Source organism: Niabella beijingensis (assembly GCF_020034665.1).
GTDB lineage: Bacteria > Bacteroidota > Bacteroidia > Chitinophagales > Chitinophagaceae > Niabella > Niabella beijingensis.
The window spans coordinates 2,394,014-2,409,226 of record NZ_JAIQDI010000001.1 but is presented as its reverse complement, the minus strand read 5'-3'; the positions used below and the strand labels follow the sequence as shown (position 1 = coordinate 2,409,226).

Genomic DNA, 15,213 nt, shown 5'->3' with positions numbered 1-15,213 from the left:
TTCCTGTTGTGGAATAGGATCCACGGGGCGATCTCCGTTCTAAAGATAACGGATTTGGATCGGGTGCGGTACTGAAGTAATAAAAGATCATAAGAGCAAACGATCCGCCGGTTTTTAAAATGCAGGCGCGCTCCGGCGTTGTTTTAAAACGGGAAGCGTATTTTTAATCCCGGGAAGGACAGCCTCCTCAGTCCTGAAATAACAATAAACAAATACCAATATACAAATGGAACAGATCCGGAAGATTTTTGAAGAGAAAGTGCCGCTGAGTGATGCGGACTGGATGCTTTTTGCTTCAAAACTGGTAAGACAGCCGTTCAGAAAAAAGACGCTGCTTTTAAAGACCGGCCAAACAGAACGGTATTTGTCGTTTGTTGAAAAGGGCGTAGTACGTTTTTATATGGAGCGGGAGGAACGGGAACTTACGTTTTCTTTTGCCTTTGCCAACGGTTTTGTAAGCGGCTATGACTCATTCCTTACGCAATCGCCCTGCGGTTATCATATTGAAACCCTTACGGAGACGGTACTCTGGCGGCTGACCTATAAAGACCTGCAGGATGTGTACCGGCAAACAGCAGCGGGCAACGCTATTGGAAGATATGCGGGAGAGGAGCTGTTCCTTAAAAAATCCCGGCGGGAACTCTCATTGCTGAATGAAACGGCCCGGCAACGTTACCTGAATCTTTTTACCGGACAGCCGGAACTGCTGCAAAGGATCCCGTTAAAATACATTGCGTCCTACATCGGCATTACACCCCAGGCACTGAGCCGCATCCGCAAGCAGATTTATTAACCCGGGTTCATTGTCTGACGTTTCCGGGTGCCGGAACTTTGTAAAAAAACAATGAAACCAGTAATAATTTTGATAACGGTATTTGCAGGGGCCCTTGTAGCGGGGAGGATTTTTAAGGGGCATTATTCGCCTGCAGCAGCCGGCAGGATCGCAATGGCTGCGATGTTACTGTTTACCGCGGCCGGACACTTTGCTTTTGCAAAGGGGATGTCAATGATGCTGCCCGCCTTTGTTCCGGCCAGAACGGCACTTGTATATGGTACCGGCATCCTTGAGATCGCGGCAGCCGTGGCATTGCTCATACCCGCACTGAGGCTGCCGGCGGCCTGGTTCCTCATCCTGTTCCTGGCATTGCTGCTTCCGGCAAACATCTATGCAGCAGTTAAACAGGTCGATTATCAGCGGGCCACCTTTAACGGGAACGGCCCTTCCTACCTGTGGTTCCGGGTTCCCTTACAGCTGTTTTTTATGGCATGGGTTTACCTGGCGGCAATAAAGGCATAAAACCGGTTAATTTTGTAATTCAGACCCGGCAAAGGGTAACGTTAAACCTTCGCGTATGGAAATCTGCATTACAAAGACAACATCCGATGTTATTGAACCGTTGAGGATCCTTTTCCTGAATGAAGGCGGGTTTCAGTTCATCTGTAATAAATGCCATACGTATGGCTGGGCCGATACCTATCTCTTTACAGTTGACGGCACCGGGGCAGGCTATGGCGCCGTATGGGGATCGGAGCGGCGGGAGGACCGGGATACCATTTTCGAATTTTATCTGCTTCCTCCGTACCGCGGAATGGCAGGTCGTATTTTCCGGGAGTTTCAGGTTGTATGCAAGGCCGGCCTGGTTGAAAGTCAGACCAACGACCTGCTGCTTACATCTATGCTGTATGAACGTACCCGCAATATTTATGCGGAAGCGATACTTTTTGAAGACCATTATGCCACAGGCCTGACGGTACCCGGTGTCTCTTTCCGTAAACGGACTGAAGGGGATGATATGGGTGACGACGACAGTACACATGTGCTGATCCGGGACAGAATAATTGTAGCCAGCGGCGGATTGATGCTGAACTACAATATGCCTTATGCAGATATTTACATGCAGGTAAGGGAACCCTATCGCAAACAGGGCCTGGGCGCATTGATGGTACAGGAGTTAAAGAAGGAAGCGTATCGCATGAACCGGGTACCGGCTGCGCGGTGCAATATTGAAAATCCGGCATCCAAAGCAACACTGTTAAAAGCGGGATTCCGCATCTGCGGCTTTCGTATCAAAGGAGTGATCAAACCGTAAAATGAAAACAAAAAGGGAACTGAAGGAGCAGTATAAACAGAAAAAATTCCGGATGGGTGTGTTCCGGATAAGGAATACAGAGAATGAAAAGATCTTTATCGGAAGCAGCACCGACCTCGTTTCCATCTGGAACCGGCTCCGCTTCCAGCTCAATAACGGACTTTGTTCCAATGCCGGGCTCCAGGCCGACTGGAGCCGGTCCGGCGAGGAAAAATTTGTTTATGAGATCCTCAGCGAAATAAAAGAAGAGGAGCGCATAACGGATTATAAAGGAGAAACAGAACAGCTGGAGAAAATGTTTATCGAAGAACTGCAGCCATTTGGTGCCCGCGGCTACAATATAGAAAAACGCTCCGGCTGAGCGGTCACGGACCGGCAACTTGCGTGACGCAATGATTTTTTTTGTAAATTCGGGAAGTGCATGTGGTGTGGAAAGGGAACAAACCGGAATTCAGGCCCTTCCGGTTTTTATGGTAACTGTCAAACAGGTGTCAGGTTATGCTGGACTCTCTATGGGTGATCGGTATTTACATTATTTTATTGTTTCTTACCATTGCAGGTGGTATCTGGTATGCTGTCCGTTACAGGAAGCGCTTCCGTTGGGAAAGTTCGGGTATTGAAAATTCCATTGTTGGCATTTTTGGACTCATTATCTCCTTTACTTTTTTGCAGGCGGGGAATGCCCACCGCGAGCGGTATACTTATTTGCATGAGGAGGCCAATTGTATTGATGTACTTTACCGCTACAGCAAAGAGCTGCCGGACTCGTTCCACCTGTATACAAAAAATAAGCTGCAGCAATTTTTGGAGAACCACCTGGCCTACGAACAATCAGGAGACGTTCGGTTTTTCTATAAGGCCAAAGCTCAAAGCGATGAATACTGGAATAAATTTGTTGCCTATAAAAAGCAGCACAACAATGTAACAACAGATAAAATCGCAGATTATTTTGACCGGCTTCAGGCAACGGTTGCTCTTTTTGCTTATTCCAATTATGAAAGAACCCCCGCCTTTGTAGTCTTTCTTTTAATAGTGGTATCCATGCTGATCGGTTTTTTGGTCGGCTTTATGAATGGTGTAAAGGAACGGATCCACTATATGGTTCCTGTTATCTATTTTGTAATGGTATCGCTTACCATGCTGGTCATCAGTGATCTTAATAATCCCAGGGTGGGGCTGATAAGGCCGAGCTACTACCACCTCCAGTTGACGCTGGAATACATCCGGACCAGCTGATAACGGGATCTGAAATCAAACAGTACAAGCATCATGAATAGTAATACAACAAAACGCTGGCTGGTAGTTGTAATAGCCATTGTTGCCTGGTTTGCAGTAATACTCCAGGGGTACCTGATGTTCCTGAATACAAAGAACCCGCCGGGGGAAACGCTGTTACGCTTTTTCAGCTACTATACCATCCTTACGAACATACTGGTTGCGGTTTATTGTACCGTACTGCTTATAAGACCGGGGGGGCGGACCGGCACGTTTTTTTTACGACCCGGACCGGCAACGGCAGTCGCGGTATATATAACTATTGTAGGCCTGGTATATAACCTGGTATTACGTCAGTTGTGGAACCCCGGTGGCTGGCAGTGGCTGGTGGATGAGTTGCTCCATGTAGGGGTGCCGCTGTTGTTTATCCTGTACTGGCTGATAGCGGTTCCCAAGTCGGGGCTGCGTTATAAAGGCATCAGCGCGTGGCTGATCTATCCGGCGGTATACGCTGTTTGTATCTTTCTCCGGGGAGCACAGTCGGGTTTTTACCCGTATCCTTTTGTGGATGTGGTATCGCTGGGGTATCAGCGTGCGCTGCTGAACAGCATTGTTTTGGCAGGCGGTTTTCTGCTGATGTCTGCAGCATTTATTGCGCTTGGCCGGTTGCTGTCAGGAGGTGGCCGTTGATCCGGGAAGTGCGGTTCATGGTTGTATAACGGTCAGTCCCTCATGGGTCAGCTCCAGGCTTTCCATGGCCAGTTGCCCCGTTCCTGCATAAAGTACCGGTCCTGTATATTTTACCGGGAAGGCATTTTTAGCCCGCCATACAACAATAGGCTCATGATGCTCATTCAACAGGGAGATGGTAATATCCCTTCGCTGGATATTGTTCATCTGTTTGGTATTGATCCAGTCAAAAAAGTCATTGTCGCCCTTCAGTATATTTCTTTTTAGTAGGATATTAGAGTAGCTGCGCAGGCCGGGTATCTTTCGCATCTGGTCTTCCGGACTGGCACCTTCTCTGAAGAGGACCGGTTCTATTTCAATATTCAGACCGGATATTTCAGCAAACCCGGTACGGGCTCCGCCCCAGTCGGCAGTAAAATGATAGCGGGAAACAGGTTGTGACATAGCTTGTTTTTTGAGTTTATCAGGAGTATTCATTGCCTGATCTTGGGATAAAGAACCAATGTACAACAAACGGACGGGCCTGCCCATCGCTGATTTTATTGATGACCGGTCCGCACAGGCAATGCGGCCGGCTATATGTATATTTGGAAATGGGAAGTACAGAAGCAATACCATCAGATGCGCTGCTGCATGAGCTGGATGCCAATGGATTTGCGGTGGCACCGGATATCTTCATCCCCGATGAACTTGCGGCGATTGCGGGGAAGATCGAACAGGCGGACCCGTCAAAGGACACCTTCCGCAAATCAGCTGGTCTTTTTGCCATCCGGCAATTCCTGAAGGAGCTCCCGGAAACACGGGCAATGGTCTTCAACCCCCGGCTGAAACAACTCATCAGCCGCCTCTCCGGCGACAGCTTTTTCGTGGTAAAAAGTATTTATTTTGATAAACCTGCTGCATCCAACTGGTATGTCAGCTACCACCAGGATCTTACGATCTCGGTTGACAGGAAGGCTACGGTTCCCGGATATGGACCCTGGACCCTCAAGCAGAACCAGTTTGCGGTTCAGCCCCCGCTGCCCGTTCTGGAAAACATTTTTACATTACGGATACACCTGGATGATACAGATGAACGAAACGGCGCATTGAAAGTGGTCCCCGGCTCTCACCGTCATGGCATTCTCCGGCCGGAACAGATCGATTGGTCTGCAGAAGAAGAACATTCCTGTTCTGTTCCCCGGGGTGGCGTAATGATCATGAAGCCGCTGCTGCTTCACAGCTCGGGCCGAACTGTGAACAACCGGCCGCGGCGGGTGCTTCATATAGAGTTTTCAAATATGGAATTACCCGCCGGATTGAATTGGGCGGAACGGTTGGATATCGTATAACAGATCGCCGGATATGAAATGCTAAAGGGATAACGGTACCTTTACAGGATGAGACCGGTTATTGAAGAACAAATGGCCGCTGCCGGGATCCGGCTGTTGCCGGAAAAACAGGAGTTGCTGGTGACGGTAACCACGGCGCTGGCGGATGTAAAGGGTGTTGCGGCCATTGTGCTGGGCGGCTCTTATGCACAGGGTACCGCCACCGATACCTCGGATATGGATATCGGCATTTATTATACTCCGGCTGATCCGTTCGATACCAGGGATATCCGGGAGATCGCCCGGGATTTTGCAACAGAAGCACCAACAGTCACCGGCTTTTATGAATGGGGCCCCTGGGTAAATGGGGGCGCATGGATCCATACCCGGGCCGGAAAAGTCGATTTTCTTTACCGGAACATTGAACAGGTGACCCGCACGATCGGAAAGGCACAGAACGGGGAGTGGGAGCATCATTTTGAACAACAGCCCCCATATGGATTTTCTTCGGTCATTTATCTTGCAGAAACAAAATATTGTATCCCGTTACTGGATCCTTCAGGCATCATCCGGAGGCTGAAAAAGGCAGTAGCGGTCTATCCGTTCAAACTTAAGGAAACAGTAATAGGGCAATCCCTGTGGTCGGCGGCATTTACGTTGTGGAATGCAGATCATTTTGCACGATCCGGCGATGTGTACAATACTGCCGGATGCCTGACAAGAGCTGTAAAGAATATCGTTGACGCATTATTCGCGCTGAATGAACAGTACCCGATGGGCGATAAGCGGGCCGTGGCACAACTGGAAAAAATGCCGCTGACCCCCGCGAATCTTAAAGAAAAAATAGAACAGGTGCTCGGCGGCAAGAACAGTCCGGGTAAAAATGTTGCATTACTGGATGCATTGCACAAAGAAGTAACGGCGCTGGCCGGCAATCTTTATCAACCGTTGTTCCGGCTGCCATAAGCGGGGGGTATAATAACGGTAAGGAACTGGTAGTGTTCAACCGGGAATTGGGTCCGCTGTGGATTTATTGAAGAGGAACCGGCAATGCCGGCGCATTATTTGCTACCTTTACAACGTATTTTCCGGCAGGGCGGTGCACTGTTGTGCCGGGAAAACGGATATATCCATGGCCACCGTAAAACTATCATTAAATACCGATCAGATCACGGAAGAGTTTTTTGAAGACACAAAGCTCCTGGGGATCGTGACGACGGTAAAGGATTATAAGTTTTGCTGGAACCTGAATAATTTACTGGAACTGGACTTCCGGATCAATCATGATATTGAAATAAAACTGAAAAGAAAGCGGCGGCTTTATTTTTTTTCTGTTTACGAATACCGCGATCCCAACAGCTCACTTTGTCATTATTTATATAATAACCTGCACGACGGGGAATTTTTATTGCCGGAGTTTAAGCATCTTGACTTTTTGTGGCTGATGAAAAATGACACAGTTACGGACGAATACCTGGAGCAGGTAAAAGCCTGGCTGCGGGAAATACCCGGAGTGCAGCTGATCACCGAGCTGACCAATGAAAAAATAAAAAATAAGGATTACCTGATCTTTTAAAATTTTTGTTATGTGGACAGAGAACGACAACAAATTGTATAAAAGCTTTTCCTTTAAAGATTTTAATGCCGCTTTTGGTTTTATGGCCCGCGTGGCGCTTGCGGCCGAAAAAATGGACCATCATCCCACCTGGACCAATACCTATAATAAAGTGGAGATCTGGCTTTCTACACATGATGCCGGAGATATTGTTACAGAAAAAGACCATAAACTGGCAGAAAAAATAGATAAATGCCTTTAATTGCTAAATTTTTAAATAATGAGAACTATATGCTTGTTGACCGCCTGTTTGCTCACAGGTACATTTTTATATGCACAACCTCCTGCCGGTGAGGCAAAGAAAGGAGATACTTATGGTGAAACGATCACGGAAAAAGGAGCCGTTTCCCTGGATGAACTATCCCGCAAACTGGACAAGGAGGAAAAAATAACCGCCAAAATAAAGGGAACCGTTTTGGCAGTCTGTCCGAAAAAAGGCTGCTGGATGACCATGGAGCTGCCGGACAAGACCAAAATGCTGGTCAAGTTTAAGGATTATGCCTTTTTTGTACCAACTGCCGTTACCGGAAAAACCGTGGTACTGGATGGCATCGCGCGTCAGAAACTGGTGTCTGTGAACGAATTAAAACACTATGCGGAGGATGCCAAAAAGCCGCAGGCGGAGATCGACGCCATTACAAAACCGGAAAAGCAGGTGCGTTTTGAAGCCAGCGGAGTGCGGGTGCTTTAAGATTTCTTCAACCCGGAAAGCCCGGCTTTATGAATAGGATCAGGTCCTTACCGGGGGCTTGGGGGCTGTGGTTTTGCCGTAAGCTGCGCAGCTGTTTTGCGGGGTTAAAAAAGCAGATTCCCGTTAGGGGAATAAAAATGAAGATCCGGTTTATTTTTTTGTTCTGATTGTGGTAATACACTACTTTTGCAGCCTGAAAACGGGCGTTAGGCCGTTTTTTAAGAACAAAACGTATTAAATATCATTATTTATGCCGGAAATAAAACCAGACGAAATAAGTGCCATCCTGCGGGAACAGCTGAGCAACTTCAACGCCCAGGCCGATTTAGAGGAAATAGGCACCGTATTACAGGTGGGTGATGGAATTGCCCGCGTTTATGGCCTTGGAAACGTAAGGTATGGTGAGCTTGTTGAGTTTGAAGACGGTGTACGCGCAATTGCCCTGAACCTGGAAGAAGACAATGTGGGTGTGGTATTGATGGGTGAAGGAAAAGATATCAAGGAAGGTTCCAAAGTACGCCGTACCAACCAGATCGCGTCCATTAAGGTGGGCGAAGGCATGACAGGCCGTGTGGTAAACACCCTGGGTCAGCCGATTGATGGTAAAGGACCGATTTCCGGCGAGCTGTATGAAATGCCGTTAGAGCGGAAAGCACCGGGGGTTATTTTCCGGGAACCGGTAAAGGAACCGCTGCAAACCGGTATCAAAGCGATCGATGCGATGATCCCCATCGGCCGCGGGCAGCGGGAGCTGATCATCGGCGACCGTCAGACCGGTAAGACCGCGATCGCGATCGACACCATCATCAACCAGAAAGAATTTTTCAAAGCAGGTAAGCCTGTATATTGTATCTATGTAGCTATCGGACAGAAAGCATCAACCATTGCCGGTGTGATGAAAACGCTGGAAGACAACGGCGCGATGGAATATACCACCATCGTTGCGGCTTCTGCTTCTGATCCTGCTCCGCTGCAATTCTATGCTCCGTTTGCGGGTGCTGCTATCGGGGAATATTTCCGTGATACCGGCCGCCCGGCGCTGATCATCTATGATGACCTGTCCAAACAGGCGGTGGCCTACCGTGAGGTATCCCTGCTGCTGCGCCGTCCTCCGGGCCGTGAAGCCTATCCGGGTGATGTATTCTACCTGCACAGCCGTCTGCTGGAAAGAGCGGCAAAAGTGATCAATAATGATGAGATCGTTAAGAACATGAACGATCTGCCGGATTCGATCAAACACCTGGTAAAAGGTGGCGGATCTTTAACCGCCCTGCCGATCATCGAAACGCAGGCGGGTGACGTATCGGCCTACATCCCTACAAACGTGATCTCCATTACCGATGGTCAGATCTTCCTGGAATCTTCATTGTTCCTTTCCGGTATCCGTCCTGCAATCAATGTAGGTATCTCGGTAAGCCGTGTGGGTGGTAACGCACAGATCAAATCCATGAAGAAAGTTGCCGGTACCCTGAAACTGGACCAGGCGCTGTACCGCGAGCTGGAAGCCTTCTCAAAATTTGGCGGAGACCTGGATGCGGCCACCAAGAATGTAATTGATAAGGGTGCCCGTAACGTGGAGATCCTGAAACAGCCGCAGTATTCTCCCTATCCGGTGGAAAAACAAGTGGCGATCATTTACCTGGGTACCAACGGTCTGATCAAAGATGTTCTGGTAAATAAGGTAAAAGAGTTTGAAGAGCATTTCCTGCTGGAAATGGAAAATAAATACCCCGAAGTACTGGGAGAATTTAAGAAAGGGAATCTTCCGGAAGAAGGGCTGAAACAAATGGTGGAGCTGGCCAACAGCATCATCCCGCAGTATAAAAAGTAAAAAATACCCGAAATAGTTAAAAGGTCACTTATAGTGGCCTTTTTTTATGAACACAGGTGTTTTTGTATTAAAATATACTCTAATTTTAACCCGAAAGACTGTCCTAATTTTTTACAAATCATTAGTTTTTCGTAATTTTAACAAACTTTACATGTTATAAATGAATGCGAAGGGCCCTCTGATATGCTTATTGGTTGACGATAATAAAGTAGCTCGGGTTATTTTAAGAAAGATCCTTCGAAATGTGAATGCCGTGGAGGTAGTGGGGGAATGCGAAAGTGCGCTTGAGGCAAAGAGTTTTCTGGAATTCAATCATGTCGATGTGCTCTTTCTGGATGTGGAGATGCCGGAGATGAACGGATTGGAATTACTGAAGCTATTGCCGAACCGCCCGCACACAATTCTTACCACCGCAAAAGAACAATATGCCGTTGAAGCATTTGAGCTGAACGTTGTGGATTATCTTGTAAAACCTTTTACGCTTACAAGGGTGCTTGCCGCGATTGACAAGGTACAGGAGCTGATCCGGTTTAAACAATCGCAGCAGGCGGATGCCATAACTCCCAAGCATTTGTTTATAAAGGAAAACAAGGTGATCCGTAAGATAAATGTAGAAGATATCCTGTGGATGGAGGCCAAAGGCGACTATGTGCAGTTTAATTTGCCCGATAAAACCTATATGGTGCACGGAAGCCTGAAGACGATTGAGGATAAATTCTCTACAGACAAGTTTGTAAGGGTACACCGAAGCTATGTTATTGCCATTGATAAGGTGGAATACATCGAAAACAGGCTCGTTTATATTAAAAATCAACCGATACCCGTCTCTGAAAGTTATAAGGACGCACTGCTCGCAAAGCTGCATCTTTTATAAAAACAAAACGTTGAACCCTCTATAAAATTAAGCATGATGCTCCCCGGCATGATGCGTTTGAATGCCCCTGACCCTAAAAATAAACAGATTGACAAATGCTAGCAATCATGACAGAGCCCATGCCTAATAATAAAGAAGTACCATACACCAGCCTCCATTATCTGCGAGCACTGCTGGGCGATGATTCGTATGCGGTGAACGATATATTAAGGGAGATAAAAAGCCAATGGAAAAAAGACGCGTCCCAGTTAAGCACGGCCATGGCTCATCATGACATAAATGAGATGAAACGGCTGCTGCACCGGGTAAAATCCACATTTTCACCGCTGGGTCCGGGGCATGTACTTTACCACATGATACTGGGCAAAGGAGAGGCTTTTTTAGAAAAACGGGGAACACTCGATGGTGATGATGAATACTGGAGCGCGTTTTTGGAAAACATCAACACCCTGGTGAAAGACCTGAAACCAGAACCGGTTACCCGGCCTTAATTTTCCCGGATGATCTTTTGAATGTCCCGGTCCGGTTTCAGAAAATTCATTTGCTGTACAATTTGCCGGGCACGCCGGGATACTTCCGGTGCCATGGGTTTTACCTTCCGCTGTACCGGGTTGGGCAGTGCTGCGGCAATGGCAGCAGCCTCAAAGGCGGAGAGGTTTGCCGCCGGTTTATTAAAATAGTCCTGGGCTGCCTGTTCGATACCGAAGATGCCGCTGCCCATTTCTGCTACATTCAGGTACACTTCAAGGATGCGCTTTTTACCCCAGATTTTTTCGATCATAAAGGTGAAATAAGCTTCAAGACTTTTCCGGATCCAGCCCTTGCCCTGCCAGAGGAATACATTTTTTGCTGTTTGCTGGCTGATGGTGCTGGCACCCCGGATCCTGCCCGGTTTTTTCTGATTGTACTCAATCGCCTTCTGTATCTGTTTCCAGTCGAAGCCGTTATGGTCCGGAAACAGCTGGTCTTCCGATGCAATCACCGCCAGCCGGGCGTTTTCCGATACATAGGCAGCAGACCTGTTCTGCTGGTGAAAGCCCCTGCCATTCAGCATACTGCCGATCTGTGTAAGCGTAACAGGAGGATTGACCCATTTAAGCAGCACGATATAGATCAACTGGCCTACGAACAACACAACAAATAACCGCTTGCCCCATTTCCATATGCCTTTAAGAACCTTCATCTTATTTAAACAGCCCCATTGTTTTCATAAAAATAACAAAGCCGGCGCATTATTCCGTTTCTTTTTATATCACCAGCCGGATGATCAGGGCAATGCCAAAGCACATTAAAACAAAACCATTGACCCTGTTTAGTAAATGAATATTCCGTGGTGTAAGCCGCGTGCGGATTTTATTGGCCAGCATTACCTTGGCGATATCTGTAGCCAGAACAATAAGGAGTGCCGTTATAAAAATAACGATCCGTTCATTGATGGTATGTGTGATAAACGTGGTGGAAGCAGTAAGCCAGAAAATGAATATGCCGGGGTTGAGGGTATTGAGAAAAAAGCCGGAGAGGAACAGCTGCAGATAGTCGCGCTTCCGGAAAACCGGCGGCGTTCTTTTGATGCGGTCGCGGATCCGGATCTTTTTAAAAAAAGCATAGTAAATGCCCAGCACAATAAGGAAGGTGCTGCCCACTATGCTGATGGCTACCTTCTGCGAGCTGAGGCTTGTAAAAAACTGTGAAAAAAAATTGCTGATAAAGGCCAGGGTGGTGTCGCTTGCGGAAACACCCAGCACAAAGGCCAGTCCCCCGCGGTGTCCCACATTAATGCTGTGTTTGATGACTGAGAAGAGTACCGGCCCTACTGCAATGCAGAGCAGCAGACCCATGGTTATTCCTTTAATAAAGGCTTCAATCATAATTGCGTAACAATATAGCCGAAGTTTTTAAAAAGGACGTTAAATTCGTCCTGTTTTTAAAAAATTTTCCCAGTCAAGAAGCATACGGCCTTTCATCACCCTTGGAAATTTATGCTGGCTTCCGAGCTTGCCTTTGAGTTCCATAAATTTCATAAATGTTTCAGGGGGCAGCACTTCTATAAATACTTCCTTTAATGCACTGGTTCTCTCCGTGGCGTAATCATCATTGATCTCGCGAAGCTTATTATCAATAAACGCAATGAGCTCCTCATTGTTCACCGGATCACTGGTTGCTACATACCAGCGATGGGCAAAGTAGCCCTCATAGGGGAAGCCGATAACGGTATATTCCTGTATGCTGATATTAAAATGATCATTGGTATCCTGAATGGCCCGGTTCATATTCTCCACACTCAGGTGTTCGCCCACCAGGCTTAAAAAATGTTTGGTTCTTCCGGTTATGATCAGCTCAGCCTTTTCTTTATCCAGGAATTTTATGGTATCTCCGATAAGATAACGCCAGCTTCCTGCATTGGTGCTCATCAGCAGCGCGTATTCCTTCCCCACTTCCACTTCGTCGATCAGTTTTGCTTCGGGATGATCCACCATGGTGCCCTCCGCATCAAAATTGCAGTTATCAAAGGGTACAAATTCAAAAAAGATATTGTTATCGGTCACCAGCTGAATGCCGCGGTCTTCCTTCATTTTATATCCGATAAATCCCTCGCTCGACAGGTAGTTCTCCACATAAATGATCGGTTTGCCCAGCAATTTGTCAAAGGATTTTTTATAGGGCTCAAATGCTACTCCTCCGTGAACGAAAACACCAAAGTTTGGCCATATTTCATGAATATTTGCCAGTTTATATCGCTCAATGACCATTTCCATACACATTTGGCACCAGGCCGGTACACCCACAATATAACCGATATCCCATTTATGGGCATTGTCTACGATTTCATTCAGCTTCTGGTTCCAGTCGGCTATGGCTGCGATACGGCCACCGGGTTTATAAAATGTCTGAAACCAGAAAGGCCGTTTTTTGGCAAGGATACCGCTCAGATCACCGGCAAACCAGCCGGCCTCTCCCTTTTGAAGATTGGTGGCACCGCCGATAATAAGAAAATCTTTGGTCAGTGATTTTTTATTGGCCTGTTTATACCCGAAAACGCTGATCAGTTGTTTAATATAGTTGATGGTATTGCTTTTCAGCAGGTCTTCGGTTACAGGTATGTATTTGCTGGATGCTTCAGAGGTTCCGGAACTCAGTGCATAATATTTGATCTTTCCCGGCCAGGTAATATCCGGTTTGCCTTCCAGGGTTTTTACCCACCAGTGCTCATAGATCTTGTTATAATCATAAACAGGAACCAGTTTTTGAAAGCTTTTTTCGATGTTTTTTGAAAGCAGGATCTCATCAAACCGGTATTGTTGGCCAAATTCTGTAAATCTTGCCTTTTTTAAGAGTTTTTTTAGTACTCTTCGTTGCTGTGTTTTTGCATTACGCTTAGGAAGTCGCAGCGCACTGGCAATCGATCGTGGTAATTTAATATCTATTATTGATGCCATATTCTACTAACTACTGTAACCGGCAAAGATACGCTTTTGCTTGCCGATATACTAAATATAAACATAAACTGTACCGCTTGTGCATCTCCCGCTTACAGATATTGTATATTACCCTGATCTATGGCGGTATTCCCTGCAAAAGAGAACATTATAAGGGTTGCAAGGTAACTATAAAACCAATAGGAACCATACAGTTGTTAGCAACGCACGGAATTCCCGGCCGCGCAGCAGTATCCGGTAAAGGGGCCGTTCAACCTGAAGTGATCAGGCTGCGGCCGCTGTAAAAATAGAGCCGCGGGTGTTTGCTTTTTTCTGTGATCCGGATGAGCTCAGAAAAAGAAAGATCCGCTTCACACAGGTATACGGAAGCGGAGGGATCGGATCCCAACACGGTGTAAAGCTGTTCCCGACCCGGGGACAAAAGGAGAAAATCCGGCGGGACTGCAAAAAACTGCTGTGCCAGCCTTGCCGCTGTAGTTTCGGTGCCAACCACTATTTTCCGGTTTCCGGCCGGCGATGTCTTTTTCCTGGAGCGCAGTCCTTCTCTTATAAAGGTAAATGCTGCATGACCCCATATTCCGGGCTGTGCCATCAGACGAAGTCCGGCACCCTTTATACCCCGGTAATGTTTGCTGACAAAGATGCTCATGGCCCGGTAAAAATTCCTGATATACTGCAGGCTGTTCCTGGAAGTGCTTTCCCCTTTGAAATGAATGATGGACGGAGCGGAAAGATAATAGTTCTTATAACCGGCCTGCATAATGCGGTAGCTCAGGTCAATATCTTCTCCATACATAAAGAAAGCCTCATCAAACCCACCTGTTTTGTCAAGCACCCGCCTCGGGATCAGCATAAAAGCACCTGCAAGCACTTCCGTGTATTGATCTTTTTTATCGTCCAGATGTCCCAGATAATACCGGTCTGCTGTTTTTGAACCGGGAAAGAGCCGGCTGATGCCTGAGAGTTTAAAAAAAGAGGCTGAAAAGGAAGGAAAACCCCGTTTGGATTCTTTCAGGAAGGCTCCTTTGCCGTTGATCATCCGGATGCCAAGTGCTCCCACTTCTTCTTTTTGTTCAAAAACCTCCAGGCATTTTTCAAAACAATCTTCCGGGACAAGCGTATCCGGGTTAAGGAACAGCACAAAGGTTCCTTTCGAACGGCGCAGCCCCTGGTTACAGGCTTTTCCAAAACCGTAGTTTTTGCTGTTGCTGATGAACTGTACCCCGGGAAAAAGTGGTTTCAGGTACTCCGGGCTGCCATCGGCGGAGCAATTGTCGATCACGATCACCTCTGTGGCGATATCTTTTGCCGCACGTTGTACGGACAACAGGCATTGCTCTAAAAAATACTTGACATTATAACTGACTATGATAATGGAAAGGGTCATTGCTTGGCATATCAGGAGCAGTGTGCAAATGTAAATGAATTCATTCATCTGCAGGAATTGAGTATTGAGCGTT

19 protein-coding genes are annotated in these 15,213 nt (G+C 47.1%); 14 read left to right on the top strand and 5 right to left on the bottom strand.

Annotated elements, in window-relative coordinates; translation table 11 throughout:
* Positions 1–226: 226 nt before the first annotated feature.
* The 6 genes from K7B07_RS10065 (at position 227) to K7B07_RS10040 (ending at position 3,995) form a co-directional block, all read left to right on the top strand.
* On the top strand, positions 227–793 hold the full coding sequence (locus K7B07_RS10065; protein ID WP_223709338.1) for a Crp/Fnr family transcriptional regulator: 567 nt from the start codon (positions 227–229) through the stop codon (positions 791–793).
* Between the two features lie 51 nt (positions 794–844).
* The gene (locus tag K7B07_RS10060; protein WP_223709337.1) at positions 845–1,297 is read left to right on the top strand and encodes a DoxX family protein; all 453 of its coding nucleotides are present in this window, start codon (positions 845–847) and stop codon (positions 1,295–1,297) included.
* Between the two features lie 55 nt (positions 1,298–1,352).
* Entirely contained in the window at positions 1,353–2,090 is a 738-nt protein-coding gene (locus tag K7B07_RS10055) for a GNAT family N-acetyltransferase (protein ID WP_223709336.1), read from the top strand.
* Between the two features lies 1 nt (position 2,091).
* The gene (locus tag K7B07_RS10050) at positions 2,092–2,451 is read left to right on the top strand and encodes a GIY-YIG nuclease family protein (RefSeq protein ID WP_223709335.1); all 360 of its coding nucleotides are present in this window, start codon (positions 2,092–2,094) and stop codon (positions 2,449–2,451) included.
* Between the two features lie 137 nt (positions 2,452–2,588).
* Entirely contained in the window at positions 2,589–3,326 is a 738-nt protein-coding gene (locus K7B07_RS10045; protein WP_223709334.1) for a bestrophin-like domain, read from the top strand.
* Positions 3,327–3,359: 33 nt separating this feature from the next.
* A complete protein-coding gene (locus K7B07_RS10040; protein ID WP_223709333.1) occupies positions 3,360–3,995 on the top strand; it encodes a Pr6Pr family membrane protein in 636 nt (211 codons plus the stop codon).
* Between the two features lie 15 nt (positions 3,996–4,010).
* Here K7B07_RS10040 and K7B07_RS10035 read toward each other — a convergent pair whose 3' ends face one another.
* A complete protein-coding gene (locus tag K7B07_RS10035; protein WP_223709332.1) occupies positions 4,011–4,439 on the bottom strand; it encodes a phage tail protein in 429 nt (142 codons plus the stop codon).
* A 149-nt stretch (positions 4,440–4,588) separates the two neighbouring features.
* On the opposite strand from K7B07_RS10035, the gene K7B07_RS10030 reads away from it, so the two are divergent.
* The 8 genes from K7B07_RS10030 to K7B07_RS09995 all read left to right on the top strand — a co-directional run bounded on the left by K7B07_RS10030 (position 4,589) and on the right by K7B07_RS09995 (position 10,807).
* Positions 4,589–5,326: a phytanoyl-CoA dioxygenase family protein gene (locus tag K7B07_RS10030; protein ID WP_223709330.1), complete on the top strand. Its 738-nt coding sequence runs from the start codon at positions 4,589–4,591 to the stop codon at positions 5,324–5,326.
* A gap of 48 nt (positions 5,327–5,374) precedes the next feature.
* Entirely contained in the window at positions 5,375–6,271 is an 897-nt protein-coding gene (locus K7B07_RS10025) for a nucleotidyltransferase domain-containing protein (protein ID WP_223709329.1), read from the top strand.
* Positions 6,272–6,437: 166 nt separating this feature from the next.
* Positions 6,438–6,881, top strand: a complete 444-nt coding sequence (locus K7B07_RS10020) for an IPExxxVDY family protein (RefSeq protein WP_223709327.1) — start codon at positions 6,438–6,440, stop codon at positions 6,879–6,881.
* A gap of 10 nt (positions 6,882–6,891) precedes the next feature.
* A complete protein-coding gene (locus tag K7B07_RS10015; RefSeq protein ID WP_223709326.1) occupies positions 6,892–7,122 on the top strand; it encodes a 4a-hydroxytetrahydrobiopterin dehydratase in 231 nt (76 codons plus the stop codon).
* A gap of 18 nt (positions 7,123–7,140) precedes the next feature.
* Positions 7,141–7,611 carry a DUF4920 domain-containing protein gene (locus K7B07_RS10010; protein WP_223709325.1) on the top strand — a complete coding sequence of 157 codons (471 nt, stop codon included), beginning with the start codon at positions 7,141–7,143 and terminating at the stop codon, positions 7,609–7,611.
* Between the two features lie 250 nt (positions 7,612–7,861).
* Entirely contained in the window at positions 7,862–9,442 is a 1,581-nt protein-coding gene (gene atpA / locus K7B07_RS10005) for a F0F1 ATP synthase subunit alpha (RefSeq protein ID WP_223709324.1), read from the top strand.
* A 160-nt stretch (positions 9,443–9,602) separates the two neighbouring features.
* Positions 9,603–10,316, top strand: coding sequence for a LytR/AlgR family response regulator transcription factor (locus tag K7B07_RS10000; protein ID WP_223709323.1), 714 nt, complete (start codon positions 9,603–9,605; stop codon positions 10,314–10,316).
* Positions 10,317–10,411: 95 nt separating this feature from the next.
* A complete protein-coding gene (locus K7B07_RS09995) occupies positions 10,412–10,807 on the top strand; it encodes a hypothetical protein (protein WP_223709322.1) in 396 nt (131 codons plus the stop codon).
* Here K7B07_RS09995 and mtgA read toward each other — a convergent pair.
* The 4 genes from mtgA to K7B07_RS09975 form a co-directional block, all read right to left on the bottom strand.
* Positions 10,804–11,499, bottom strand: a complete 696-nt coding sequence (mtgA, locus tag K7B07_RS09990) for a monofunctional biosynthetic peptidoglycan transglycosylase (protein ID WP_223709321.1) — start codon at positions 11,497–11,499, stop codon at positions 10,804–10,806. The two genes, K7B07_RS09995 and mtgA, sit on opposite strands and share 4 nt — an antisense overlap.
* 64 nt (positions 11,500–11,563) lie before the next feature.
* A complete protein-coding gene (locus K7B07_RS09985; protein WP_223709319.1) occupies positions 11,564–12,184 on the bottom strand; it encodes a LysE family translocator in 621 nt (206 codons plus the stop codon).
* 39 nt (positions 12,185–12,223) lie between these two features.
* Positions 12,224–13,753, bottom strand: coding sequence for a GH3 family acyl-acid amido synthetase (locus K7B07_RS09980; protein ID WP_223709317.1), 1,530 nt, complete (start codon positions 13,751–13,753; stop codon positions 12,224–12,226).
* 250 nt (positions 13,754–14,003) lie between these two features.
* Positions 14,004–15,140, bottom strand: a complete 1,137-nt coding sequence (locus K7B07_RS09975) for a glycosyltransferase family 2 protein (protein WP_223709315.1) — start codon at positions 15,138–15,140, stop codon at positions 14,004–14,006.
* Positions 15,141–15,213: the final 73 nt, after the last annotated feature.

Excerpts from the sequence above, each read along its gene's own strand:
- K7B07_RS10020 (WP_223709327.1), top strand. The coding sequence starts at position 6,438 with ATGGCCACCGTAAAACTATCATTAAATACCGATCAGATCACGGAAGAG.
- K7B07_RS10015 (WP_223709326.1), top strand. The coding sequence starts at position 6,892 with ATGTGGACAGAGAACGACAACAAATTGTATAAAAGCTTTTCCTTTAAA.
- K7B07_RS09985 (WP_223709319.1), bottom strand. The coding sequence starts at position 12,184 with ATGATTGAAGCCTTTATTAAAGGAATAACCATGGGTCTGCTGCTCTGC.
- K7B07_RS09975 (WP_223709315.1), bottom strand. The coding sequence starts at position 15,140 with ATGACCCTTTCCATTATCATAGTCAGTTATAATGTCAAGTATTTTTTA.
- K7B07_RS10030 (WP_223709330.1), top strand. The coding sequence starts at position 4,589 with ATGGGAAGTACAGAAGCAATACCATCAGATGCGCTGCTGCATGAGCTG.
- K7B07_RS10065 (WP_223709338.1), top strand. The coding sequence starts at position 227 with ATGGAACAGATCCGGAAGATTTTTGAAGAGAAAGTGCCGCTGAGTGAT.
- K7B07_RS10055 (WP_223709336.1), top strand. The coding sequence starts at position 1,353 with ATGGAAATCTGCATTACAAAGACAACATCCGATGTTATTGAACCGTTG.
- K7B07_RS10040 (WP_223709333.1), top strand. The coding sequence starts at position 3,360 with ATGAATAGTAATACAACAAAACGCTGGCTGGTAGTTGTAATAGCCATT.
- K7B07_RS10045 (WP_223709334.1), top strand. The coding sequence starts at position 2,589 with ATGCTGGACTCTCTATGGGTGATCGGTATTTACATTATTTTATTGTTT.
- K7B07_RS09980 (WP_223709317.1), bottom strand. The coding sequence starts at position 13,753 with ATGGCATCAATAATAGATATTAAATTACCACGATCGATTGCCAGTGCG.
- atpA (WP_223709324.1), top strand. The coding sequence starts at position 7,862 with ATGCCGGAAATAAAACCAGACGAAATAAGTGCCATCCTGCGGGAACAG.
- K7B07_RS10035 (WP_223709332.1), bottom strand. The coding sequence starts at position 4,439 with ATGTCACAACCTGTTTCCCGCTATCATTTTACTGCCGACTGGGGCGGA.
- K7B07_RS10060 (WP_223709337.1), top strand. The coding sequence starts at position 845 with ATGAAACCAGTAATAATTTTGATAACGGTATTTGCAGGGGCCCTTGTA.
- K7B07_RS10050 (WP_223709335.1), top strand. The coding sequence starts at position 2,092 with ATGAAAACAAAAAGGGAACTGAAGGAGCAGTATAAACAGAAAAAATTC.
- K7B07_RS09995 (WP_223709322.1), top strand. The coding sequence starts at position 10,412 with ATGCTAGCAATCATGACAGAGCCCATGCCTAATAATAAAGAAGTACCA.
- K7B07_RS10010 (WP_223709325.1), top strand. The coding sequence starts at position 7,141 with ATGAGAACTATATGCTTGTTGACCGCCTGTTTGCTCACAGGTACATTT.
- mtgA (WP_223709321.1), bottom strand. The coding sequence starts at position 11,499 with ATGAAGGTTCTTAAAGGCATATGGAAATGGGGCAAGCGGTTATTTGTT.
- K7B07_RS10025 (WP_223709329.1), top strand. The coding sequence starts at position 5,375 with ATGAGACCGGTTATTGAAGAACAAATGGCCGCTGCCGGGATCCGGCTG.
- K7B07_RS10000 (WP_223709323.1), top strand. The coding sequence starts at position 9,603 with ATGAATGCGAAGGGCCCTCTGATATGCTTATTGGTTGACGATAATAAA.